Annotated in this window: 25 protein-coding genes and 1 pseudogene; 14 read left to right on the forward strand and 12 right to left on the reverse strand. The window is 58.6% G+C overall.

All coding sequences use genetic code 11. From position 1 onward, the window contains the following. Positions 1-122 precede the first annotated feature (122 nt). The 7 genes from DCO47_RS11540 to DCO47_RS11570 all read left to right on the forward strand — a co-directional run bounded on the left by DCO47_RS11540 (position 123) and on the right by DCO47_RS11570 (position 5998). The gene (locus DCO47_RS11540; RefSeq protein ID WP_042606695.1) at positions 123-470 is read left to right on the forward strand and encodes a metalloregulator ArsR/SmtB family transcription factor; all 348 of its coding nucleotides are present in this window, start codon (positions 123-125) and stop codon (positions 468-470) included. 26 nt (positions 471-496) lie between these two features. Then, entirely contained in the window at positions 497-967 is a 471-nt protein-coding gene (locus tag DCO47_RS11545; protein ID WP_064363500.1) for an arsenate reductase ArsC, read from the forward strand. A gap of 9 nt (positions 968-976) precedes the next feature. Next, the gene (gene arsH / locus DCO47_RS11550) at positions 977-1675 is read left to right on the forward strand and encodes an arsenical resistance protein ArsH (protein ID WP_042606697.1); all 699 of its coding nucleotides are present in this window, start codon (positions 977-979) and stop codon (positions 1673-1675) included. Positions 1676-1856: 181 nt separating this feature from the next. Next, positions 1857-2768, forward strand: a complete 912-nt coding sequence (locus tag DCO47_RS11555) for an SEL1-like repeat protein (protein ID WP_116658134.1) — start codon at positions 1857-1859, stop codon at positions 2766-2768. 158 nt (positions 2769-2926) lie between these two features. Then, on the forward strand, positions 2927-3448 hold the full coding sequence (locus DCO47_RS11560) for a GNAT family N-acetyltransferase (RefSeq protein WP_064363497.1): 522 nt from the start codon (positions 2927-2929) through the stop codon (positions 3446-3448). Positions 3449-3803: 355 nt separating this feature from the next. Then, positions 3804-5345, forward strand: a complete 1542-nt coding sequence (locus DCO47_RS11565) for a DUF2235 domain-containing protein (RefSeq protein ID WP_042606700.1) — start codon at positions 3804-3806, stop codon at positions 5343-5345. Then, positions 5345-5998 carry a DUF2931 family protein gene (locus tag DCO47_RS11570; RefSeq protein ID WP_116658135.1) on the forward strand — a complete coding sequence of 218 codons (654 nt, stop codon included), beginning with the start codon at positions 5345-5347 and terminating at the stop codon, positions 5996-5998. The genes DCO47_RS11565 and DCO47_RS11570 overlap by 1 nt, the downstream gene beginning before the upstream one ends. Before the next feature lie 103 nt (positions 5999-6101). Here the strand turns inward: DCO47_RS11570 and DCO47_RS11575 are convergent, their stop codons facing one another. The 3 genes and pseudogenes from DCO47_RS11575 to DCO47_RS11585 form a co-directional block, all read right to left on the reverse strand. Continuing rightward, positions 6102-7205: a DNA alkylation repair protein gene (locus DCO47_RS11575; protein WP_116658136.1), complete on the reverse strand. Its 1104-nt coding sequence runs from the start codon at positions 7203-7205 to the stop codon at positions 6102-6104. Positions 7206-7207: 2 nt separating this feature from the next. Continuing rightward, entirely contained in the window at positions 7208-7813 is a 606-nt protein-coding gene (locus DCO47_RS11580) for a glutathione S-transferase (protein WP_065616141.1), read from the reverse strand. 66 nt (positions 7814-7879) lie between these two features. After that, a pseudogene (locus tag DCO47_RS11585) lies at positions 7880-7993 on the reverse strand (MurR/RpiR family transcriptional regulator); the annotation flags it as partial. A gap of 510 nt (positions 7994-8503) precedes the next feature. Between DCO47_RS11585 and DCO47_RS11590 the strand changes: the two are divergent. The 3 genes from DCO47_RS11590 (at position 8504) to DCO47_RS11600 (ending at position 11052) form a co-directional block, all read left to right on the forward strand. Then, the gene (locus DCO47_RS11590; RefSeq protein WP_016775095.1) at positions 8504-8908 is read left to right on the forward strand and encodes a TraR/DksA family transcriptional regulator; all 405 of its coding nucleotides are present in this window, start codon (positions 8504-8506) and stop codon (positions 8906-8908) included. Between the two features lie 608 nt (positions 8909-9516). After that, on the forward strand, positions 9517-10740 hold the full coding sequence (locus tag DCO47_RS11595) for a methyl-accepting chemotaxis protein (RefSeq protein ID WP_371919868.1): 1224 nt from the start codon (positions 9517-9519) through the stop codon (positions 10738-10740). A 108-nt stretch (positions 10741-10848) separates the two neighbouring features. Next, positions 10849-11052, forward strand: coding sequence for a hypothetical protein (locus DCO47_RS11600; protein WP_042606705.1), 204 nt, complete (start codon positions 10849-10851; stop codon positions 11050-11052). A gap of 6 nt (positions 11053-11058) precedes the next feature. On the opposite strand, the gene DCO47_RS11605 is transcribed toward DCO47_RS11600, so the two are convergent. After that, positions 11059-11298: a DUF2789 family protein gene (locus DCO47_RS11605; protein ID WP_116658138.1), complete on the reverse strand. Its 240-nt coding sequence runs from the start codon at positions 11296-11298 to the stop codon at positions 11059-11061. Positions 11299-11347: 49 nt separating this feature from the next. Further along, positions 11348-11620: a hypothetical protein gene (locus tag DCO47_RS11610; protein ID WP_042606707.1), complete on the reverse strand. Its 273-nt coding sequence runs from the start codon at positions 11618-11620 to the stop codon at positions 11348-11350. Between the two features lie 399 nt (positions 11621-12019). On the opposite strand from DCO47_RS11610, the gene DCO47_RS11615 reads away from it, so the two are divergent. The 4 genes from DCO47_RS11615 (at position 12020) to DCO47_RS11630 (ending at position 14359) form a co-directional block, all read left to right on the forward strand. Next, a complete protein-coding gene (locus DCO47_RS11615) occupies positions 12020-12490 on the forward strand; it encodes a hypothetical protein (protein ID WP_116658147.1) in 471 nt (156 codons plus the stop codon). Next, the gene (locus tag DCO47_RS11620) at positions 12487-12684 is read left to right on the forward strand and encodes a hypothetical protein (protein ID WP_116658139.1); all 198 of its coding nucleotides are present in this window, start codon (positions 12487-12489) and stop codon (positions 12682-12684) included. The genes DCO47_RS11615 and DCO47_RS11620 overlap by 4 nt, the downstream gene beginning before the upstream one ends. Before the next feature lie 125 nt (positions 12685-12809). Then, complete coding sequence (locus tag DCO47_RS11625) at positions 12810-13826, forward strand: ABC transporter substrate-binding protein (RefSeq protein ID WP_064363489.1); 1017 nt, start codon at positions 12810-12812, stop codon at positions 13824-13826. A gap of 92 nt (positions 13827-13918) precedes the next feature. Next, positions 13919-14359 carry a DUF3995 domain-containing protein gene (locus DCO47_RS11630; RefSeq protein ID WP_064363488.1) on the forward strand — a complete coding sequence of 147 codons (441 nt, stop codon included), beginning with the start codon at positions 13919-13921 and terminating at the stop codon, positions 14357-14359. 129 nt (positions 14360-14488) lie between these two features. Here the strand turns inward: DCO47_RS11630 and DCO47_RS11635 are convergent, their stop codons facing one another. The 7 genes from DCO47_RS11635 to DCO47_RS11665 all read right to left on the reverse strand — a co-directional run bounded on the left by DCO47_RS11635 (position 14489) and on the right by DCO47_RS11665 (position 21728). After that, positions 14489-14851: a Na+/H+ antiporter subunit G gene (locus DCO47_RS11635; protein WP_083352550.1), complete on the reverse strand. Its 363-nt coding sequence runs from the start codon at positions 14849-14851 to the stop codon at positions 14489-14491. Beyond that, on the reverse strand, positions 14848-15126 hold the full coding sequence (locus DCO47_RS11640; protein WP_042606712.1) for a K+/H+ antiporter subunit F: 279 nt from the start codon (positions 15124-15126) through the stop codon (positions 14848-14850). Before DCO47_RS11640 ends, DCO47_RS11635 begins: the two co-directional genes overlap by 4 nt. Next, positions 15123-15611 carry a Na+/H+ antiporter subunit E gene (locus DCO47_RS11645; RefSeq protein ID WP_083352551.1) on the reverse strand — a complete coding sequence of 163 codons (489 nt, stop codon included), beginning with the start codon at positions 15609-15611 and terminating at the stop codon, positions 15123-15125. The genes DCO47_RS11640 and DCO47_RS11645 overlap by 4 nt, the downstream gene beginning before the upstream one ends. Beyond that, complete coding sequence (locus DCO47_RS11650; protein ID WP_042606714.1) at positions 15608-17287, reverse strand: monovalent cation/H+ antiporter subunit D; 1680 nt, start codon at positions 17285-17287, stop codon at positions 15608-15610. Before DCO47_RS11650 ends, DCO47_RS11645 begins: the two co-directional genes overlap by 4 nt. Beyond that, positions 17284-17628, reverse strand: a complete 345-nt coding sequence (locus DCO47_RS11655) for a Na+/H+ antiporter subunit C (RefSeq protein WP_016775082.1) — start codon at positions 17626-17628, stop codon at positions 17284-17286. The genes DCO47_RS11650 and DCO47_RS11655 overlap by 4 nt, the downstream gene beginning before the upstream one ends. Continuing rightward, on the reverse strand, positions 17628-20546 hold the full coding sequence (locus DCO47_RS11660) for a monovalent cation/H+ antiporter subunit A (protein ID WP_083352552.1): 2919 nt from the start codon (positions 20544-20546) through the stop codon (positions 17628-17630). Before DCO47_RS11660 ends, DCO47_RS11655 begins: the two co-directional genes overlap by 1 nt. Before the next feature lie 246 nt (positions 20547-20792). Further along, on the reverse strand, positions 20793-21728 hold the full coding sequence (locus DCO47_RS11665) for a DMT family transporter (protein ID WP_116658140.1): 936 nt from the start codon (positions 21726-21728) through the stop codon (positions 20793-20795). Positions 21729-21789: the final 61 nt, after the last annotated feature.

Consider the following 21789-nt stretch of genomic DNA (forward strand, 5'->3'; position numbering starts at 1 on the left):
CTAGCTTTGACTCATACACCGCTATCGCGAGCAGGCTCACTCCTACAAGGAATCGCATTTCAAGTTGATAAATATATGGATATCCGTATATTCGGTTTCCCGCATATGGCGAGCCGATCACCATGATCACCCCCACCGAAGTCTTCAAAAGCCTCGCTGACGAGACCCGCGTCCGCGCCATTCTGCTCATCGCCGAGCAAGGTGAACTCTGCGTTTGCGAGCTGATGTGTGCGCTGGACGACAGCCAGCCGAAAATCAGCCGCCACCTCGCGCAACTGCGCAGCAATGGTTTGTTGCTCGACCGCCGTCAGGGCCAGTGGGTGTATTACCGGCTGAACCCGGAGCTGCCGGCATGGATCGGCGAAATCCTCCAGGTGACCGCGAAAGCCAATGTCGAGTGGCTCAAGGACAACGCCGCGCGCCTGCAGTACATGGATGGCCGTCCCGTGCGCGAACGCGCCTGCTGCTGAATCTTCAACTTTTACGGAGCGCATCGATGCGAGTCCTGTTCATGTGCACGGCCAACAGCTGCCGCAGCATTCTTTCCGAAGGCATGTTCAATCACTTGGCGACCGGCAGCTTCACAGCGGTGAGTGCTGGCAGTTTCCCCAAAGGCCAGGTGCTGCCCCGCAGCCTGACGACGTTGCAAAAGTACGGTATCGCCACCGACGGGTTGCACAGCAAAGGCAATGACGCTTTCGAAAATGATCCACCGGATATTGTCATCACCGTCTGCGACAAAGCCGCCGGGGAAACCTGCCCGGTGTATTTCGGCCCGGCATTGAAAGCACATTGGGGGCTGGAAGATCCGTCCGAAGTGCAGGGCGACGAAGCTGCAATCGACGCGGCATTCCAGGCCACCCTCATGCGCATCGGCGAACGCTGTCAGGCCTTCCTCGATCTGCCGTTTCACTCGCTCACTCGCGAACAACTGAAGGCTGAACTCGACCGCATCGGCGCGCTGTAAGGAGGCCCCATGTCAGATCATCTGCCCAACCTCGACGCAACCTTGTTCGACGCAGACAAGCCATCGTTAATGGGCGAACACAAACCGCGTATCCTTTTGCTCTACGGCTCGACCCGTGAACGTTCTTTCAGTCGCTTGCTGGTCGAGGAGGCCGCACGCCTGCTTGAACATTTCGGCGCCGAAACCCGCGTGTTCAACCCGTCCGGCCTGCCACTGCCCGACGACGTCCCGGTCGACCACCCGAAGGTTCAGGAACTGCGCGATCTGGTGCTGTGGTCGGAAGGCCAGGTCTGGTGCTCGCCAGAACGCCACGGCGCCATGTCCGCCGTGTTCAAAGCACAGATCGACTGGATTCCCCTCGAACTCGGCGCCGTCCGCCCGACCCAAGGCAAAACCCTCGCGGTGATGCAAGTCTGCGGCGGCTCGCAGTCGTTCAACGTGGTCAACCAACTACGCGTCCTCGGCCGCTGGATGCGCATGTTCACCATCCCCAACCAGTCCTCCGTACCCAAGGCCTATATGGAATTCGACGAAGCGGGGCGGATGAAACCCTCGCCGTTCTACGATCGCGTGGTGGATGTGATGGAGGAATTGGTGAAATTCACCGTGCTGCTGCGCGGCCAGCAGGCGCATCTGGTGGATCGCTATTCCGAGCGCAAGGAGAGTGCTGAACAGTTGATGGCGCGGGTGAATCAGCGATCGATCTGACCTCGTCCCGCGGCGAGTAACGGCTGCGTTCAAGTTGCCAACAGGCTTATTTCGCCTGCAGCTGACGAATGCTGCGTGGCGATGGTGTCGACGAGTTTTTCTGGTGTTTTCGAATAACCGACACTTCAGGTTTCGCACCTGCCTGCCGATGAAATCTGCACGATTTCAACGGATGCCATCCATGAACAAGGTTGTTGCTGTACTGGTGCTTACTGCACTCGTTGCTGGCTGCAAAAGCAGCAGTTCCGATACCCAGACCGCAGATCTCTCCAATCTGCGCTGCTTCGCTTACTGGGACGATAAATCCATTAGCTCGCTGGAAGTCAGCTACATCCGCGATATGAGCAAGAGCGGTAACCTGCCGTGCACGATCATGCTGGGCGACCTGTACGAGAAAGGGCGCGGTGTGCCTCAGGACACTACCAAAGCCAAAGCCCTGTATCAGTCCGTAGCCGATAAAGACCCCGGCGCCTACGGCCAACTTGGGCGGATGGCCGAAGAAGGCATCGGCGGGCCGGTCAATGACTTTGATGCACGGCAGTTTTATCAGCGTGCTGTGAGCAAACCCGAACAGCATCGCAGTGAAGCTAAACTGGCCAAATACATGGAGGAAGGGCGAGGCGGCCCGCAGGATCTGCAAGGCGCGCTGACGCACTACTTCAATGCAACGCGGTACCTCGGCGATGCCTCGTGGCAAGGCATCGAACGCCTGCGCGGTAAAGGCTTGACTCTGACGATTGAGCAGCAACAGCGCTACAACAAAATTTTTGTCGCCAGTGTGCAGAGCGGCCTCAGAAAACGCGTTGAAGTCATAGAGAAGTCTCTGGAGAGCAACGTCAGCTCGACGCCTGCGAGCAAACCGGTGCAAGTGCAGCTGGAGTACACCCCCGGCGCGTTGGCACCGGTGCTTTCGATACTACAAAGCTCAGGCGATTCCGCCCTCGATCAGAGAGTCATGCAAGCCTTTAGCGACTATCGCTTCCCCGGCGACCCGATCATGCCCCCGGGCCAAAAGAGCTATCAGGCGATCCCGGTCGTCAGGACAGACGGCAAGAGCCCAATGCAGAGGCTCAACGAGAGCAGAAAAAAGTAAGCCTTCTCCCTGCACAAACCGGACGAGCCGGGCCGGCTGCCGACGATGGCAAAACGATCGGCAGCTTTCTTCAAGGCGAACGAAAGCTGTTCTTGTATTATTTTTGAATGCTGATTCGTGCTCCAGCCCGGTTTTGCCACCTTTCAAAGGTTCTGATCATGTCAGACATGCCACCACGCCTGATCTACAGACGCCCACAACCAGCAGACCTGCCCAGCGTGTTCGCGATTTTCGGCGACCCCAAAACCAACCAGTTCAATCCCGCCGGTCCAATGACCGACATCGCCCAAGCCCAAGCCCTACTGAGTCGCTGGCTGCAACATTGGGCAACCCACGGCTACGGATGGTGGGCAATCAGCAGCACCCAGGCCCCCGACAACATCCTCGGATTCGCCGGCATCGCTACCCATGACTATTTGGGCAAACCGGTCATCAACCTCGGCTACCGCTTCGCCGTCGAAGCCTGGGGTCACGGTTACGCAACAGAAGCCGCCCAAACCGCGCTGACCCACGCGTTCCACTACCTCGGTTTACCTGAAGTATTCGGACTGGTCAGGCCCGACCATGTCGCCTCAATTCGCGTACTGGAAAAGATCGGCATGCACCGCTTCGGCGATCTCGACGACGTCCCCGGCAAAGCCCCAAGCCTCGTATTCCGTATCCAACGACAAGACGCCTGATCCAAAGCCAGACGCAAACCTGTAGGAGTGAGCCTGCTCGCGATGACGCCAGCCCAATCACCCTCTATCTAAACCAGACAAAAAAACTGTGGGAGCGAGCTTGCTCGCGAAAGCGTCCGCCCAGTCACCCCTCATGCGCAGTACACCTTAGCGTGGGGGGGGCCTAGTTACAGGTCTACCCACCCGCGTATGGCCGCGACCTTCGTTGGTGGCGAATGTGTTCGGCGAAATCGCCAGCTACCCCCCACCCCGACGAGGGGGCACTCCCCGGCTGGCACACGGCCACAGCTTGCGTCTCCCAGTCTCGGCTGTCACCCTTCGGGCCGTTCTCAAGGATCAGAACCAGGAATCACGGATGAGTGGCTACGTACCCAACCCCCCGAAAAATTATCGTTACGAAGAAGCCAAACCCGTCGATATTCATGCCGAGCGTTGGGCGGAATATGAGAAGTACGGGAAAGAACCTGCGCGCGAACCTGAAAAAATCGGCATTGCGTTGAGGATTGGGGTTTTCTTTGATGGTACTGGGAATAATGCGAACAACTCTGCTGCTGGGTTGTTGTGTGGCGCTCAGCATCCGATTGCGCCTGAGGATATTCCCGCCAGCTGCCAGCCTTACATGAGTGACCCGGACAGTAGCTATGGTAACGATGTCAGCAATGTGAAAAAGCTGAGCGAACTGTATGGGGCGACGCGACTCGCTGAGGGAGAGGGGCCACGAAAGAAAGCTTTCGGTATGGTCTACGTCGAAGGCATAGGTACCCGTTCGGGTGAAGAAGACAGTAAATTCGGCGCCGGTACAGGACGTGGCGAAACAGGCGTTGCAGGGCGAGTGCAATCCTCTTTCGCAGTGATCGAACAGCGTATCACTGAGGTATTGGACAAAAATCCCGGTAGTGAAATTGTTTCGTTGACCTTCGATACATTTGGCTTCAGTCGCGGTGCGGCAGCCGCCAGACATTTCGCCAATGAGATTGTGCGTGGCAGACAAGGCCCTTTGGGCGAGATTCTTCGCAATCAGTCCGATGCGCTCAGTTCGACCTTTGTCGACCAATACCACAGCGACATCAACATGGGCTTCATTGGTTTGTTCGACACTGTACCGTCGATTGCTGGATGGTCCAATTTGGGCAATATCAAAAGTGCAGTCGCAACAGGAATCAAACTCTACCTCGACCGACGTTACTTCACCGACGTTGTGCAGTTGGCTGCGCGGGATGAGTGCAGGGCTAACTTCGCTCTCAATCGAGTAGCGATGGATCATCCGGAAATTGTCTTGCCAGGTGTGCATTCCGATGTGGGTGGCGGTTACCTTGAGGAAGCTGAAGAATGTGTGCTCATTAGCCCAATGCAAACGCTAGAGGTCGGCAACTACGCGGATATCAACACCACATCGATCTACCGGGATGCGGTCAATGTGAGAAATCAGTGGTTAGCTGATGGCTGGCCTTCCGAAATGCTTGAAGTCGTTACACCACCTCCTTTACTGATGCCGATCAGTCCTCAGGATCGACTGAGTCCTCGAGTCAAACGAGTCTACGCCGCCGTTCAACTCAAGCGTCCGGTGAGTGGGTTACTGTCGAGAGTGAGCCTGCGCGTGATGCATCAACTCGCCAAAGCCAAAGGCGTTCGCTTCGAAGACATTCCCGAGACGCCAGACTTCGCCGTTCCTGAAGAGCTTCAGCCCATGTGTGCTCGTTTTGCCGCCGGCGACTACAGCACCACGCCAGAGGAGGAGCACATCCTCAAACTCAAGTACATTCACACATCAGCCAATTGGAACCATCCGCTTGGCAGGAGAGATGGAAGTGGCATCAGAGCTGTTTACATCAACGCCCCCACGGAAGATGCAATCCGAGTAAAGCACCCACACGTACCTGACTGGACGCTTTGGTAATGAAGTTATTTACAGCACTGCTGTGCGCGCTCTTTGTGGCTGGCTGTAATGCCGATCCGCTGTCAGCAAAGAACGACCCTAAATCTCCATGGTGGGAACTCGGTTTTACCGAACCCAACTACATGAAAGTATGGGTTGAAGACACTGCTGTGGAAGACATTAGGGGCAAGACGTTTCTGCGCACGGGTGGAGGTTCTGCGTCGGGCGGGTACCCAGAAGATGGTACTGAGTCTGCCCGAGGCTGGGACGGAGTGGGCGCGTCCGCAAAAGCGGTGGTCGGCGCTGATCTCCCAAAACGAATTTTCGTTCGCTGGCAGTCCATCGTAGAGCCTCAGACCTATCGAGCCTGGGTGGATATACCGGAAGAAGCTAGGCAACTGATGCGGACTTCGGTTAGCCAGCGCTGCGCGAAAACACCGGAGCAGCGGAGCACCTATATTTCATCGGTCTATTTGGGATTGGCGCCTGGAGGGGTAGTGCAGGTTTGGGTCAGAGACGAGTGCCACCATCCGGTCAAAGTTGCGAGAGCACAGGCGGAGATCGAACCGCTAGGGCCTAGCCAAGGCAAGAACCAAGGGCGCTACGCATATCCCGTAAGCGAAAAGTCCAAACGTTACATCGAAAAATTCGGCATCCCATACGGCAGTTGGTAACCGCTGAAGCCGTGAGTCGTCCATTGTGCCGCCGCGCTCAATTTCGAAGCACGGCCGCCAGTGCAATGATCCGCTATCGACCCTTCGGGTCAATAAACACTGCTCAAATCAAAACCTCAAACGCCGCAGTACCCAACAGTTCCCCATTAACCATCACCTGAACCCCATGCCGTCCGGCAAAATGCTTGCGCGTCGTAAAATCCTTGATCACCTGATTACGCCGCACCACCTCAGCCCCGAACCCCACTAATCCCAGCGTCTTCAACTTGAAAACCTTCCTCGAAACCCCGCCATTCGATTTCACATAGTCAATCGCATAATCAATCACCAGCCTCTGCTCGTGCGCCACCGTGGACTTCACCACAAACGACAGCGTGATTGCGTCACCCAACTTCACCTCAGCAGGCTCAACCTTCACATCCAGCAACTCAACCTCAGCCTTCGCCCCCGCGCCAATCACCGTCAGCGCCCGCGAATCCCCCTGTTTGATCAAACTCCGCAACGCATGCTTGGCAATCCACGCGGTATGTCTGTTATCCAGCGGCCATCCCTCAACTACATCCAACACCCACTGCGGATGCACTTTCGTCACATCATTCAAATGATTCGCCACGGACTTGCGCACGTACAGACTCTCATCCGCCTTCAACCGATCCAGTATCCCGGCGGCCAACTGCGGATCCGCCTGTACCGCCTCCAACCGAAACGACCAGGGCAGGCGAGGGCGGCTGCCTTCGCTGGCTAATCTTCTGACGTGGTGGTTTTCGTCGCGAGTCCAGTCATGCATCCGTTCCAGCGAGCGTTCAAGGTCGGCGCGCAGAAAATAGCGAATGGCGAACTCGGATGAGCCGAAGGTGGTGAAGTACTTCAGGGCTTCCATAGAAGTATCGAACGCGCCAGCACCGTAGCTCGCGACATAATGCGGCAGGCATATGCTGACGAATCCGCTGTTCAGGCGTGGCGCGAGTTCACGTAATACATCGAGGGAATCTTCGTAGTCCAGCGGCAGCACTGCATGCAGGCTTTCGGCGACGCGGGCCATGCGTTGCATCACCGACAATTCGGCCAGCCCGCGGCTGGCATGTTCAAGAAACGCTTGGGCTTTGAATGCCGGGTACACCGCGCTCATTTCATCAGCAATGTGCTGCAGACGCTCGGCGTTGAAGATTTCCTTTAGCGCCGGAGCGGCGGTGTCGGTGGTGCTCATGGTCAGTTCATCGGTGTGCTGAGGAAAGGGTCGGTGCCTTCGGCGTAGGCGGTGTATTCGGCAATTCGCGGATAGCGTGCGGCGTCGATCTGATCGGGCACCACAAGGTCGGTGAAGCTCCAGGCAACCGCCAGGCTGATGCCATCCTGGGCGAGCGAGCCGTCGATGGGTAATTGACGATGCTCGAGTTCTTTTTCCAGCGCGGTAAACGCGGCGGCGAGTTGGCCTTCAACGCGTTCAACCCAAGGTTGATATTGAATGTCGGCCGGGCGCAGGTTGCGTTCGTAATACAGCTGCACGGCTTTTTCGCAGGCGGCAAGGCTCAGGCCGATCAGGCGCAGGGCTTGGGCGCGCTGGGGCAATTCTTTCGGCAGCAGGCTTTTACCGGATGCGCTTTCGAGATAGTCGAGGATGAGTGTCGAGTCCATCAGAACCATGCCGTCGTCGAGGATCAGCGTCGGCGCCTTGACTACCGGGTTGATCTGCTGGAACTGCTCGAAATGGCGGAACACCGAGACCGACTCATGTTCGAGGTCGATCCCCAGGCATTTGGCGGAGATCGCTACGCGGCGCACGTAAGGGGAGTCGAGCATGCCGATCAGTTTCATGACGCGTTCCTTCAAGTCGAACCGGTGGGAACGCATAACCTAGCCGAGCCTGAGGCAATTGTCAGTCTGGCGCGGCAGCGCGTCGTATTCGTCGGTAATCGTTTGCAGCAGGCGCTCGGCAATGATCGGGGGGCTGGCGAGTGAATGCTCGTCGATAGCCGGCATAGCGGGGCGGGGCATAAATCTTCCTTCGGGCTGATCGATCACCTTGTGGCGAGGGCGCTTGCTCCCGCTGGACTGCGTAGCAGGCCCCGAATGTAAAACACTGGGCCTCTTCGCCCTAACGCAAGCAATCTCTCTCGCCGCAATGTTGCTCGGTTGCGGCTGATATTAGGGGGGCTTTTGCAGTTCTGCTTTGCTGAAACGATGCAGTGCATAGTAAAAATATTGCGTACGAACGCTGTGGGGTTAGCCGTTTGTCTTCTATATACAGCCGCTCGACTGAATTTCTTGCTATAAACGCACTCCGATGGCCATGTGAAGCCTGTGTCAGAGCAGTTTCCTGGTCCTGTCGGACAAATTCCCTGTATTTACTGTTGCTGAGGTCTTGATCGGGCCTTAGACTGCCGCCCCTCGTAAATTGAGTGCCGGGTGGCGTTTGCAATAAAACGATGCCTTTTCGACGGCCCCCACGGTTCGCCGAAACGCTCCCTTATTCGCCTTAATGCACGTTTTTTTATAGAGATATCAATGACAAAGGACAAGTTGCTGGCCATGCCGGCAGATGACTACATGAATGCAGAGCAACACGCTTTCTTCACCGAGCTGTTGCAGAACATGAAAGTCGAAACCCACGAGCGCATTGAGCAAAATCGTATCGCCATCGAAAGCCTGGACACCCCGGCTGACCCGGCGGACGCGGCTTCGGTTGAAGAAGAGCGCACCTGGCTGGTCAATGCGATCGATCGCGACCAGCGCATGCTGCCGCAACTGGAACAAGCCCTTGAGCGCATCAAGGACGACAGCTTTGGCTGGTGCGACGACAGCGGCGAGGCCATCGGTCTCAAGCGCCTGCTGATCAGCCCGACCACCAAGTACTGCATCGAAGCTCAAGAGCGTCACGAGCAGATCGACAAGCACCAGCGTCAGGCCTGATTCTGTGGGGTGACCCTTTCAACAGGGCGCCTTGAAAAGATCGCAGCCTCCGGCAGCTCCTACACGGGCGTTGCTGAAGGCTGCGATCTTTGCTTTTGCTCGTCTGCACTCTTCCCGAACCGTTCCATTGACCTGCCACAGACCCACGACTAACGGACCATGGATAATGGCGTTGTAGTGGCGTTTAATGCAGGTACAACAATGAGAACAAACGTGGGGTGTTAGAGATGACGAGAGACGGATCTCTGGTTGCGGCGCTGCCTGCACCAGTGCTTTTGCCGAAAGAACGCTGGATCGCGCCGACCCTGCAAAGCATTGCCCTGATGCTGTTGCTCGCCGGCATGGCCCTGACCGACTGGTCGCTGTACCTCGGCATGCCGCTGGCGGTGCTGATTGTCTGGCTGCCGCGCCTGCGTTCACGCAACGTTCCTGCCACTGTTGCGGTCGATAGTGCGAGCGCATTGTCTGCACTGACCCGGGATCTTTCCTACACCACCAGTCACAACGCACTGTCAGCCGCCGGCGTGGCGTTCTCGGTCAAGGCGCTGGCCAGCAAACTTGAATCGCAACTCGACGCGGCGGCGCAGATCGTCAGCAACGCCGAAGTGATGATCGCCACCGAGCAGGCCACCTCGCAGCTCAGCCGCGAGGCGCTCGACGCCGCCAGCGAAGCGCATCAGAGCAGCGCGGCGGGACGTAGCGAATTGCTCGACTCGATTGCGCGCATGCAGCAACTCAGTCAACGCGCCAATGCCAGCCGCGAATTGATCGAAGCCTTGAGTGTGCGCAGTGACGACATTCAGCGCGTGACGCTGGTGATCCAGTCGATTGCCAGCCAGACCAACCTACTGGCCTTGAACGCAGCGATTGAAGCGGCCCGGGCCGGTGAACATGGGCGCGGTTTTGCTGTGGTCGCCGATGAAGTGCGCGGGTTGGCGGCGCGTACCGCGGCGGCCACGGGCGAAGTCGGCGAAATGGTTGCTGACATTCAGCAACGCACCGCGCAGGTGGTGGCGCAGATTCGCGAGTTGTCGAGCGATCTGCACATTGGTGTGGAACAGGTCGAACACACCGGCCAGCATTTGGAGAACATCGCACGACTGGCAGCCGGCGTCGAAACCCAGGTCAGCGAAATCGCCCGCGGCGCGCAAACCAATCGCCAACAGCTTGATGCGCTGTTCAGCGCAATCGAGCAAATGCGCAGTGATCTGGCGATCAGCGATCAACAGACCCGCCGCCTCGCAGAAGCAGCGGTGCAGATGGAAGGGCAGGCGGAAACCATCAGCGAACGCTTGGCCGAGGTGGGCCTGGACGACTATCACCAGCGCATTTATGACCTGGCGCGCGAAGGTGCGAGTCAGATCTCAGCGCGCTTCGAGGCGGATGTCGAGCAGGGGCGGATCAGCCTGGATGATTTGTTCGACCGCAGTTACCAACCGATTCCGGGCACCGAACCGGCCAAATTCCAGACCCGGTTCGATCGTTACACCGATCAGGTCTTGCCGGCGATTCAGGAACCCCTGTTAGCGCGTCATGAAGGCTTGGTGTTCGCGATCGCCTGCACGCAGCAGGGTTATGTACCGACGCATAATCAGGCATTCAGCCAGCCGTTGACAGGTGATGTGCAGGTCGACACGGTGAATAACCGCACCAAGCGCAAATTCAGTGACCGCACGGGTATCCGTTGCGGCAGCCATCAACAACCGGTGCTGTTGCAGACTTACACGCGCGACACGGGTGAGCTGATGCATGACTTGTCGGTGCCGATCATGATCAGGGGCCGTCATTGGGGCGGGTTGCGTCTGGGTTACAAACCGGAAAATCCGCGCTGAGATTGTTACCGTTGGCGCAATGAATCTGTGCACGGCCCTTGCTGTTTCCGCGCGAAGGAAAGCATTACTCTGCCGACTTAGTTAGGTAGCTAATTATTCGGAGAGCACATGCAGTGCAGGGTGGATGTGGCAGTGATGATCGGCAGCGGCGTGCCGGCCGGATTACGTGCGCTGGGGCGCAGTGTGTGCTGGGTGGTTTTGCTCAACGGTGAGCGACGCGGCACAGCCTTCGCCAGTCGCGATGAGGCGGAGGAGTGCAAGGCTGCCTGGCTCGAACAATTGAGCATCGAGCCCGGCGACAGCCTGCACTGATCGCCCTTATTTGCCGCGGTGCAAACGTACGTTCAGCTCATCGACAATGACCGCTTCTTCACCGTCGGCACGCAGCCACTCTTTGAGTAATTGCGCCTGTTGGGGCGTCCAGAAATCGGCATCGATCAGTTTGGTATCCGGGTCCAGCGGATGGGCTTCGACAAAGTCATTGATCGACGCTTCATCGGCCGGTAGGCCCAGCTGTTCGAAAAGGGTGGTCAGGTTAAGCTCGGTTGGCAGTTCCATCATCTACTCCTGGGTCGGTGCCGATAGGGCTTGTTCGCTCACTTCCTTATCAGAGGCATGCGCTGGCGCGGAGTTCGATTTTTGATTCGAGCGAGCGGGCGAGGGCGCACGCTTCGTTGTGATTGCCGCGGAAACCTCTGACACGTCCCGTGGATATTTCCTTGATATGAAAGAAGGCGATGCCCGCTGGCACCACTTGAAAGTGCGGGGTTTGGTGATTGTTAGAAGATGTCGGAAGCTGATCGAGGTCGGCAACCTGCACCGTCAGAGGTGTGCTGATTCCTGCGTCAGCCGACGTGGCGAAATGAGTCAAAGTGCACATATGAAGTCCTTTTCATCAGTCGGCCTGAATTTAACGGCCGTTGCGGGTAGTCGTAATGAGCATCGCTGCTCTAGAATCGCCAGAACCTGCTGACGACCGGGCTTATCTAAAGCAATTTTTCGCCAGCGATATGTCGGAAAAGTGCTTTTTTTCGTGAGAAATTTCCCTAAAGTTCGTAGTCAGATTTGCTCTAGTCGCACTTGAGGCTTTTTCCTTCAAGGTTTGGCGATTTCAGAGCGGGTTTCACTAATGACAATCCAGTAGTCTACGAACCTCGCGATTCAAGAGCGCTTTGCTCGCGTCGGGTTTTTGAGTGTCTTTGCAGTTTTCATCGGCCTGGCCGTTTCTTTGCCGTGGGCGTTTTTCGCTGCGCGGTTTTTCAAATGTGGGGATGTTTCTTTGGCAGTCAGTAACCTCGATATGCATGCTTTGTTCGTGCTGGGTGATTTGCGTGCAAAGCTGGTCAAGCAATTCCAATCACGTTTTGTTTACATCACCGAGCAAAACGCCGAAGGCATTTACATCGCCGAAATCGATACCGAAAGTGCGTTGGTAGTCGATGACAAACCAGGGCTCAAACTCAAGGTCGGCGACCATTTCATTGCATCGGTTCTGCCCAGCCGTGAAGGCGGCAAGATGGACATTCGTTTTCGCGACATCAAACTGACGGTCTACGGCCTGGGCGATTACGCGTTTGTCCGCACGGCCGAAGGTCACGCGATCCTGTTCAAGGAAGGCCATAGCGTCGTCACCGTGTTTGCCGCCAATGAACAATTGCTGGAAGGCCTGACCAAAACCCTGAAAGCCGTCACCGCCAAAGCTGCCAAATGGCGCAAGGGCGAACTGGTGACGTTCAAGGCCAGCGAGTGAGCCGCGCGCAATTCCATTCGCAAAACCTCGACAATGCACATGCAGAAGCGCAGCGCCTGCTCGCCCGAAAAGCCGAACTGCAAGGTGCCTGGCTGAGTTGGGTGGCGTCGCAGATCTACGCATTGCAACCGGCGGCTTACGCCAGCATGGTCAGACGTGAGCTGCAAAGCCTGAAGGAAAAGTCTGAAATGTAATCTCGCGCGCAGCAGACCCCGGAAAAAGCTGGAACCTCGGCTAAAGTCAGTTGACTGAGTCATTCAGAGGCTTGCGTTTCTGTCAGGCCAACTGCCATTGCTGTGAACAGCACGAGGTGCGATGCATGAACGGATTTCGACGGTTACTGGCTGCCAGCGTGGCCACCTTTGGTTTGCTGACGTCAGCGCAATCGCTGCAGGCTGCACAAGGGCCGATCCACTTTGCCGACCTGAACTGGGAAAGCGGCAGCCTGATCACCGAGGTGTTGCGGGTCATCGTCGAGAAAGGCTACGGCTTGCCGACCGATACCTTGCCGGGCACGACCATTACCCTTGAGACCGCGCTGGCCAACAACGACATTCAGGTGATCGGCGAAGAGTGGGCGGGGCGCAGTCCGGTCTGGGTCAAGGCTGAGGCAGAAGGCAAGGTCGTCGGCCTTGGCGATACGGTGAAAGGCGCCACTGAAGGCTGGTGGGTGCCGGAATACGTGATCAAGGGCGACCCGGCCAAAGGCATCAAGCCGCTGGCGCCGGATCTGCGCAGTGTCACGGATCTGAAGAAGTACAAGGATGTGTTCAAGGACCCGGAAAGCCCGGGCAAGGGTCGTTTCCTCAACAGCCCGATCGGCTGGACCTCGGAAGTGGTCAACAAGCAGAAGCTCACGGCGTATGGCTTGCAGGACGATTTCACCAACTTCCGCAGCGGCTCGGGTGCCGCGCTGGATGCCGAAATCAGCTCTTCGATTCGTCGCGGTAAACCGGTGTTGTTCTATTACTGGTCGCCGACGCCACTGCTTGGCAAATTCAAACTGGTGCAACTGCAAGAGCCACCGTTCGATGCCGAAGCGTGGAAGACGCTGACCGACGCTGATAATCCCAATCCGAAACCGACCCGCTCGCTGGCATCGAAGCTGTCGATCGGCGTATCGACGCCATTCCAGAAACAGAATCCGCAAATTGCCGAGTTCTTCAGCAAGGTTGATTTCCCGATCGAGCCGTTGAACAAAGCGCTGGCGGATATGAGCGATAAACACACCGCGCCTCGTGAGGCGGCGGTGGCGTTCATGAAAGCGCATCCAGATGTGTGGCAAGCGTGGCTGCCCAAGGATGTGGCCGACAAGGTGACGGCTGATCTGAAATAACGCGAACAAAGTACCGCACCGCCGACCGGTCGTGCACCGGCAAAAAATCCGACTACGATGGTTTGTTCAAATCCCTTTGAAGGATTTCAACCATGACCTTTGTGTTGGCTCAATGGCTGGTGACGGTCTTCGCGGCAATCGGCCTGATGCACGTGTATTGGGCGTTGGGTGGGCAATGGGCGGCTGCGGTGGTGGTGCCGCAGGTGCCGGTGTCTGGCTTCGTCGCCACCGTGCGCCCAGCGTTCAAGCCTTCAGGCTGGCTGACTCTGTTAGTTGCCGCTGCGCTGTTGGTGATCGCGGCGCTGGTTTGCATGCGGGTCGGTTGGGGAGTGCCTGCGGTGCAGCACAAGGCACTGCAGTGGGTCATCAGCGCGATTGCGTTACTGATGTTCGCCCGAGCGATCGGTGATTCGAATCTGGTCGGTTTTTTCAAGGAAGTGAAGGATTCGCGATTCGCGCGGCTGGATACCTGGGTGTATTCGCCGTTGTGTGCGCTGCTGGGGGCGGGGTTGTTGGCGGTGGCCTGGGTCTGAGCTGATCCGGGATTTGCAACGACTCGACAGGCCTCTTCGCGAGCAGGCTCGCTTCCACAGGGGAACGCGTTTCAAAAATGTAGGAGTGAGCGTGCTCGCGATGGCGGCGTCATAGCCACCGCCAAAATCTCAGCTTCCGCTCTCGGTCTGGCGGCTACTGACCTCAGCTGGCACATCATCCCCAGCCATACGTTTGCGAAACAGCGCTGCCCGCGCCAGCAGCAACGTCGTCACCGGCACGGTGATCGCCAGCAAAACCGGAATCAGCCAGGCATGCACTACCGGCCCGGATTTCAGTGCTGAAAAGCAGATGATCGACGCCAGTGCCACACACCATGCCCCGATTGTCGAGGCTAGTGCTGGCGGGTGCATGCGCTGGAAGTAGTCCTTCATGCGCAGCAACCCGGTCGCGCCCAGCAGGGTAAAAACGCCGCTCAGCACCAGCAGAGCCGCCACCGGGATCTCGACCCATAGAGACAATTCGGCATTCATTCGATCACCTCGCCACGCAACAGGAATTTCGCCAGGGCAAACGAGCCGACAAAGCCGAACAGTGCGATCAGCAGCGCCGCTTCGAAGTAGGTATCACTGGCGTAACGGATACCCAGGGTCAGCATCATCAACATGGCGACGATGTACAGATAATCCAGCGCCAGAACCCGATCCTGAGCTGACGGGCCTTTGAACAACCGAACCAGGGTCAAAGCCATCGCCATACAGTACAGAAACAATGTCAGCAGGATCGCATTCGACAGTAATGGGCTCATTCGAAAATCTCCATCAACGGTCGCTCGTAAGTGCTCTTGAAGTGCTCGATGAATTGCGCTTCATCGTCCAGATCCCAGACGTGCAACAAGAGAACGCTGCGATCCAGCGCCAGTTCCGACCATACAGTGCCGGGCACCACGGTGCAGATCATCGCCAGTGCCGCCAGACCGTGGGCATCGCGCAGGTCCAGTGGCACTTTGATGAAGCATGATCGCGGTGGGCGGCGTCCGGCGTTGAGTACGCCCCAGGCGACGATCAGGTTGGACATGATCACGTCACGGCCGACCAGGAAGAACAGGCGCAGGATGGCCATGGGGTTACGGATGCGCGCGCGTTTAGGTCGCAGCTTGCGCATCATCAGCGGCGCAGCGAACCCCAGAGCGGCGCCGAGCAGCAGGTTGCCCGGGCTGACCGACAGGTTCAGGGTCAGCCACAGAATCCACAGGGCCAGCGATAACCAGGGAGCCGGAAACAGTCGGTTCATGGCTGCACCTCGAGCATGTCGGCTCTGGCCTGCGGGCTCGGCACCGCGCGCGTGCCAAGGACGGCCAGCACATATTGCTGCGGATTGTTCAGCGCATCGGCCGTGGCCTGGGTGTAGCGCAGCAGCGGTTCAGCCTTGAATGTCAAAGCGATGCTCAGCCCCAGTAGCAGGAAAATCGGCGCGCATTCAAGTTTGCGCAGCAACGGTGATGGCCGTTCTTCCGGCGTCCAGAAGCGCTGGATACCGAGGCGCGAAAAGGCCATCAGGGAGGCCAGGCCGGTCAGGATCAGCAGGGCCAGCAATCCCCACGCGCCGGGAGACAGCGGCGCCTCGGTGCCAAGCCCCAGCGGGTTGAGCAATGCGCCGATCAGGCCGAGCTTGCCGATGAATCCGGACAGCGGTGGCATGCCGATGATCAACAGTGCGCAGGCAATGAAGCTCAAACCGAGAAACGCCATGGTCCACGGGATGACTTGGCCGACCACGGCTTTCTGCTCGTCGTCGAGGTTGATGCCCTTGGGCGGTTGCAGCGATTCCTGCGGACGCGGCAGCAGTTCGCTTTCGTCTTCCAGTGGGATTTCGTTGGCCGAGCGCGAGCGTTCGATCAGTTCAGCCAGCAGGAACAGTGCGCTCAGCGCCAGGGTCGAGCTGACCAGATAGAACAGCGCAGCGCCGATCAGGTTCGGCTGCGCGAAGCCGATTGCCGAGAGCAAAATGCCCGCCGACACCAGAATGCTCAGGCTCGCCATGCGCTCCAGACGCTGTGCGGCGAGGATCGCCAACCCTGCGCAAGCCATGGTCGCCATGCCGCCGTAGATCAGCCAGTCGCCGCCGAAGAAAGCCGAGGCGCCGGCCTGACCGGAAAACAGCAGGGTCCACAGGCGCAGGAGGGTGTAGACGCCGACCTTGGTCATGATCGCGAACATCGCTGCCACCGGCGCGCTGGCCGAGGAATAGGCCGGCACCAGCCAGAAATTCAGCGGCCACATGCCAGCCTTGGCCAGAAACGCTACCGCAAGAATCCCCGCCCCCGCATGCAGCAAACCACGATCGGCTTCCGGCACCAGCGGGATCTTCATCGCCAGATCGGCCATGTTCAGCGTGCCGGTCACCCCATAGATCAACGCCGCGCCGATGAGAAACAGCGACGAGGCCAGCAGGTTGATCGAGATGTAATGCAATCCTGATGACACCCGCGCGCGGCCGGATCCATGCAGCAACAGGCCGTAGGAGGCGGCGAGCAACACTTCGAAGAACACGAACAGGTTGAACAGGTCCGCCGTCAGGAAGGCGCCATACAGGCCCATCAGCTGAATCTGAAACAGTGCGTGGAAACTCGAGCCGGCGCCGTCCCAGCGGGCCATGGCGAAGAGCAGGGCACTGACGCCGATGATCCCGGTCAGCACCAGCATCAGTGCCGACAGGCGATCAACCACAAGGACGATGCCGAACGGGGCCTGCCAGTTGCCCGGCAGGTACACGCCGATGGAGCCGGGCACGCCAGTGGTCTGGGTCCATTGCAGCAGCATTACCGAAATGAACAGGCCGACGAGGCTGGAGAACAGGTTGATTTTCGCCTTCAGCGGCCGGTGCTTCTCGCCCAGCATCAGCATGATCGCGGCGGTCAGCAGCGGCAGCAGGATCGGTGCGGCGATCAGGTGAGTCATTGCCATCATTCTTTAGGCTCCCGGCCGTCGACATGGTCGGTGCCGGTCAAGCCGCGCGAAGCGAGCAATACGACAAGAAACAGCGCGGTCATGGCGAAGCTGATGACGATCGCCGTCAGTACCAGCGCCTGGGGCAGCGGGTCGGTGTAGTGCAGCAGATCCTGGGTCACGCCGTCCTTGATCACCGGCTCTTTGCCGATGAACAGGCTGCCCATGCTGAAAATGAACAGGTTGACCGCGTAGGACAGCAGGCACAGGCCCATGACCACCTGAAAGGTACGCGGCCGCAGGATCAGCCAGACCCCGGACGCGGCGAGAATGCCGATGGCGATTGCGATGACTTCTTCCATCAGACGGCTCCTTTGCTGGCGACGGACTTGGGCAGCGATGCTGTCTTGTGACCACGCACCGATTGGTGGGCGAGGGCGGTGAGGATCAGCAGCGTCGATCCGACCACTACGGCGTACACGCCGATGTCGAAGAACAGCGCGCTGGCGATATGGATATCGCCGAGCAACGGCACGCTGATGTGCCAGGTGTGGGTGGTAAGGAACGGATAGCCGACCAGCATCGCACCGAGACCGGTGGCGGTCGCGAACAGCAGCCCGGTGCCCATCCAGCGCAGTGGGCGCAGGCTCATCTGCGCCTCGACCCACTGGGTACCGGCAACCATGTATTGCAGAATGAACGCGACCGACATCACCAGCCCGGCGACAAAACCGCCGCCCGGTTGATTGTGTCCACGCATGAACAGGTAGAACGACACCACCAGCGCGACAGGCAGCAGCAGACGGACCAGCACCGCCGGGACCATCATGAAGCCAAGTGCCGTGTCGCTGGCCGAACGCGGGTTGACCAGATCGGTAACCACGTCCGGTGCCAGCAGGCGCTGCTGGGCCGGCAACTGCAGGCTTTCCTTGGGCGGGCGGAAGCGGCGCAGCAGGGCGAATACGGTGAGCGCCACGGCGACCAGGACGGTGATTTCGCCGAGGGTGTCGAAGCCACGGAAGTCCACCAGCATCACGTTGACCACGTTGCTGCCGCCGCCCTCGGGCAGGGCGCGACTGAGGTAGAACGAGGAAATGTGGTTAGGCGTCTGTCGGGTGAGCATGGCGTAGGACAGCAGGGCCATGCCGGCACCGACGGCAACCGACAGCAGCAAGTCGCGCAGACGCCGAATCCGCGCCTTGCGCAGGCTGCCCGGCAATGGCGAAACTTCTTCGATACGTCGCGGCAACCAGCGCAGGCCAAGCAGAATCAACACCGTGGTTACCACTTCGACCGCCAGCTGCGTCAGCGCCAGATCCGGCGCCGAGAACCAGACAAAGGTCACGCAGGTCATCAAGCCACAGACGCTGACCATCGTCAGGGCGGCGAGACGGTGATACTTGGCTTGCCACGCGGCGCCAAGCGCACAGGCAATCGCCAGCAGCCACAGGGTCACGAAGACAATCGAACCGGGGATTTTCGGCCGGTCGCCCCAGCTCAGGCTGCTGTGCAGCATCGGGATCAGACCAGCGAAGACGGCGGCCAATACCATCAGAAAGAGCTGCATCTGCAAACGTTTGGTGCCGAGTCGACGCTCGACACGCCGGGCGATGCGCATCATCACGACCAGACTGCGCTCGAACAGCCGCTTGCCGTTGAAGCGGCCCACCAGCGGCGGGTACTTGAAGCGGCCGAGCTTGAACTGCTTGCGCAGCAGCAGATACAGGACGATGCCACCGGACATGGCGATCAGGCTCATGATCATCGGTGCGTTCAAGCCGTGCCAGATGGCGAGGCTGTATTCCGGCAACTCACCACCAACAACCGGCAGTGCCGCAGCGGCAAGCAATGGCCCGACAATCTGCGCCGGGAAAATCCCCACCAGCAGGCAGGTGAAGACCAGCAGCTCCACCGGCGCGCGCATCCAGCGCGGCGGTTCGTGCGGGGTGTGCGGCAGATCGGTAGCGGTGGGGCCGAAGAACACGTCGACCGTGAACCGCAGCGAATAGGCGACGCTGAACATGCCGGCGATGGTCGCGACGATCGGCAGGCTGGTTTCGACCCACGCGGTGGCGTTGATGAACACGGTTTCGGCGAAGAACATTTCTTTCGACAGGAAACCGTTGAGCAACGGCACGCCGGCCATCGAGGCACTGGCGACCATGGCCAGCGTCGCCGTATAGGGAATCAGTTTGATCAGACCACTGAGTTTGCGGATGTCACGGGTGCCGCTTTCGTGGTCGATGATGCCGGCGGCCATGAACAGAGAGGCTTTGAACGTGGCGTGATTGAGGATGTGAAAAACCGCGGCGACCGCGGCCAGTGAACTGTTCAGGCCCAAGAGCAAAGTGATCAGGCCCAGATGGCTGATGGTCGAATAGGCCAGCAAACCTTTGAGATCGTTCTGGAACATCGCGCAGTACGCGCCGAGCAACAGCGTACAGGCGCCGGCACCGCTGACGATGTAGAACCATTCTTCACTGCCCGACAGCGACGGCCACAAACGTGCAAGGAGAAAAACCCCGGCCTTGACCATGGTCGCCGAGTGCAGATATGCCGAGACGGGAGTCGGTGCCGCCATCGCGTGGGGCAGCCAGAAATGAAACGGAAATTGCGCGCTTTTGCTTAGCGCGCCGATCAGAATGAGTGGCAAAAGAACGGGGTAGAGGGCATGTGCGCGAATCAGATCACCGGCGGCCAGGACCTTGTCGAGGTCGTAGCTGCCGACGACATGGCCGAGAATCATGACCCCCGCCAGCAGGCATAACCCGCCGGCACCGGTGACCATCAGCGCCATATAGGCACCGCGTCGCGCATCGGCGCGGTGGTGCCAGTAGCCAATCAGCAGGAATGAGAAGAGGCTGGTCAGCTCCCAGAAAAACACGATCTGAATCAGGTTGCCAGAGATCACCAGACCGAGCATGGCGCCCATGAATGCCAGAAAAAACGCGAAGAAACGCGGCACCGGATCGTCCGGCGACATGTAATAACGAGCATACAAAGAGACGAGTGTGCCGATGCCCAGCACCAGCATCGAAAACAGCCAGGCGAAGCCGTCCATGCGCAAAATGAAGTTCAGCCCCAGGCTGGGCAACCACATGAATTCTTCGCGGATGACGCCGCCGTGGGCGATTTGCGGGTACAGCATCGCGACCTGAACGGTGCCGATCAAGGCAACCAGGCCCGCCAGCAGCGATTCGGCATTACGCGCATTGTGCGGCAGCACAGCTGCCAGACAGCTGCCAATGAATGGCAGAAGCAGTAGAACTATCAGGGACATAGGCTTCTAATCTGCGGAAGTTTGTGAAGCATCATACGTGCCAGCTCCCCGATCACCAAACGCGAGGATGTCTCAGAATCCTACAAAGTAGTCTGGAATTTTGTGTTTAGCGTTGTTTCAGAGACGGATTTGATGCCGCAAAAGTCCTTACCGCGAGCAGCTCACTCCTACAATTTGCAACGCGTTCACCTGTAGGAGTGTGCCTGCTCGCGATAGCCATTTATCGTGCAAGGTAGATTCCCGATTTCAACCAAGCGTTTCCTGCTCCAGTCCATCCTGCGTTTGAACAACCTTACCCTTGGTCTTCAACTCACTGACAATCACCGCTGCAACAATCAACCCGGCCCCAACCAGCGCAATCGCCGGCAAACGCTCTCCGGCAATTCGTCCGACGATCCCGGCCCACACCGGTTCACCTGCGTAGATCAACGTTGCCCGAGTCGGTGAAACGCTCTTCTGCGCCCAGTTCATTGCCACCTGGATCGCCGCACTCGCCGCGCCCAGGCCCAGAGCCGTCGCCAGCAACAACCAGGAAAAGTCCGGAATCTGTTCACCCGTCGGCACCACCAGCAAAAACGACAACATCGCCGTGACCGCCAGTTGCACCACCGTCACCCGACGCACATCAACCTGCCCGGCGAAGGTGCTGATCAAAATGATTTCGGCAGCAATCGCCACGGCGCTGATCAATGTCGCAATTTCTCCGGGACTGAAGTTCAACGCCGCCCCCGAAGGGCCCGACAACAGCATCAGCCCGGTAAACGCCAACATGATCCCGATACTTGGCATCAGCCCCGGTCGCCGTCCCAACACCAGCCATTGCAGCAAGGGCACAAAAGGCACATACAGTGCGGTAATGAACGCCGACTGGCTGCTTGGAATCGTTTGCAACCCGACTGTCTGCAAGCCGTAGCCGAGCATGATCGCCACGCCGATGAACGACCCCGCCTTGACCTCGAACACGGTCAACTCCCGCAAGTGACGCCAGGAAAACATTGCGACGATTGCCGCCGCTGCGGCAAAGCGCAGGCCGACGAAAAACATCGGGCCACTGACCGTCATGGCATGCTGCACAAGCAGAAACGTGCCGCCCCAGATCATGGTAATCAGCACCAGCACGCACTCGGCTTTGCTGAAGCGGGAGAAGCGGATGCGGGAAGAAGAATTGTTCGGCGACATCATGACCTTGCGCACTGTAAAAGAGAGGCCGCACAATGCCGCCAACGTTGCGCAGTATACTGCC

Source organism: Pseudomonas sp. NDM (assembly GCF_003105095.1).
Lineage (GTDB): Bacteria > Pseudomonadota > Gammaproteobacteria > Pseudomonadales > Pseudomonadaceae > Aquipseudomonas > Aquipseudomonas moraviensis_A.

What these genes read in the sequence shown, in the direction of transcription:
- DCO47_RS11605 (WP_116658138.1), bottom strand. Translation starts at nt 11,298, where the DNA reads ATGGAACTGCCAACCGAGCTTAACCTGACCACCCTTTTCGAACAGCTG.
- DCO47_RS11610 (WP_042606707.1), bottom strand. Translation starts at nt 11,620, where the DNA reads ATGTGCACTTTGACTCATTTCGCCACGTCGGCTGACGCAGGAATCAGC.
- DCO47_RS11560 (WP_064363497.1), top strand. Translation starts at nt 2,927, where the DNA reads ATGTCAGACATGCCACCACGCCTGATCTACAGACGCCCACAACCAGCA.
- DCO47_RS11545 (WP_064363500.1), top strand. Translation starts at nt 497, where the DNA reads ATGCGAGTCCTGTTCATGTGCACGGCCAACAGCTGCCGCAGCATTCTT.
- DCO47_RS11590 (WP_016775095.1), top strand. Translation starts at nt 8,504, where the DNA reads ATGACAAAGGACAAGTTGCTGGCCATGCCGGCAGATGACTACATGAAT.
- DCO47_RS11630 (WP_064363488.1), top strand. Translation starts at nt 13,919, where the DNA reads ATGACCTTTGTGTTGGCTCAATGGCTGGTGACGGTCTTCGCGGCAATC.
- DCO47_RS11555 (WP_116658134.1), top strand. Translation starts at nt 1,857, where the DNA reads ATGAACAAGGTTGTTGCTGTACTGGTGCTTACTGCACTCGTTGCTGGC.
- DCO47_RS11645 (WP_083352551.1), bottom strand. Translation starts at nt 15,611, where the DNA reads ATGAACCGACTGTTTCCGGCTCCCTGGTTATCGCTGGCCCTGTGGATT.
- DCO47_RS11650 (WP_042606714.1), bottom strand. Translation starts at nt 17,287, where the DNA reads ATGATGGCAATGACTCACCTGATCGCCGCACCGATCCTGCTGCCGCTG.
- DCO47_RS11595 (WP_371919868.1), top strand. Translation starts at nt 9,517, where the DNA reads ATGATCGCCACCGAGCAGGCCACCTCGCAGCTCAGCCGCGAGGCGCTC.
- DCO47_RS11565 (WP_042606700.1), top strand. Translation starts at nt 3,804, where the DNA reads ATGAGTGGCTACGTACCCAACCCCCCGAAAAATTATCGTTACGAAGAA.
- DCO47_RS11635 (WP_083352550.1), bottom strand. Translation starts at nt 14,851, where the DNA reads ATGAATGCCGAATTGTCTCTATGGGTCGAGATCCCGGTGGCGGCTCTG.
- arsH (WP_042606697.1), top strand. Translation starts at nt 977, where the DNA reads ATGTCAGATCATCTGCCCAACCTCGACGCAACCTTGTTCGACGCAGAC.
- DCO47_RS11580 (WP_065616141.1), bottom strand. Translation starts at nt 7,813, where the DNA reads ATGAAACTGATCGGCATGCTCGACTCCCCTTACGTGCGCCGCGTAGCG.
- DCO47_RS11660 (WP_083352552.1), bottom strand. Translation starts at nt 20,546, where the DNA reads ATGTCCCTGATAGTTCTACTGCTTCTGCCATTCATTGGCAGCTGTCTG.
- DCO47_RS11570 (WP_116658135.1), top strand. Translation starts at nt 5,345, where the DNA reads ATGAAGTTATTTACAGCACTGCTGTGCGCGCTCTTTGTGGCTGGCTGT.
- DCO47_RS11540 (WP_042606695.1), top strand. Translation starts at nt 123, where the DNA reads ATGATCACCCCCACCGAAGTCTTCAAAAGCCTCGCTGACGAGACCCGC.
- DCO47_RS11655 (WP_016775082.1), bottom strand. Translation starts at nt 17,628, where the DNA reads ATGGAAGAAGTCATCGCAATCGCCATCGGCATTCTCGCCGCGTCCGGG.
- DCO47_RS11625 (WP_064363489.1), top strand. Translation starts at nt 12,810, where the DNA reads ATGAACGGATTTCGACGGTTACTGGCTGCCAGCGTGGCCACCTTTGGT.
- DCO47_RS11575 (WP_116658136.1), bottom strand. Translation starts at nt 7,205, where the DNA reads ATGAGCACCACCGACACCGCCGCTCCGGCGCTAAAGGAAATCTTCAAC.
- DCO47_RS11640 (WP_042606712.1), bottom strand. Translation starts at nt 15,126, where the DNA reads ATGAGCCCATTACTGTCGAATGCGATCCTGCTGACATTGTTTCTGTAC.
- DCO47_RS11600 (WP_042606705.1), top strand. Translation starts at nt 10,849, where the DNA reads ATGCAGTGCAGGGTGGATGTGGCAGTGATGATCGGCAGCGGCGTGCCG.
- DCO47_RS11665 (WP_116658140.1), bottom strand. Translation starts at nt 21,728, where the DNA reads ATGATGTCGCCGAACAATTCTTCTTCCCGCATCCGCTTCTCCCGCTTC.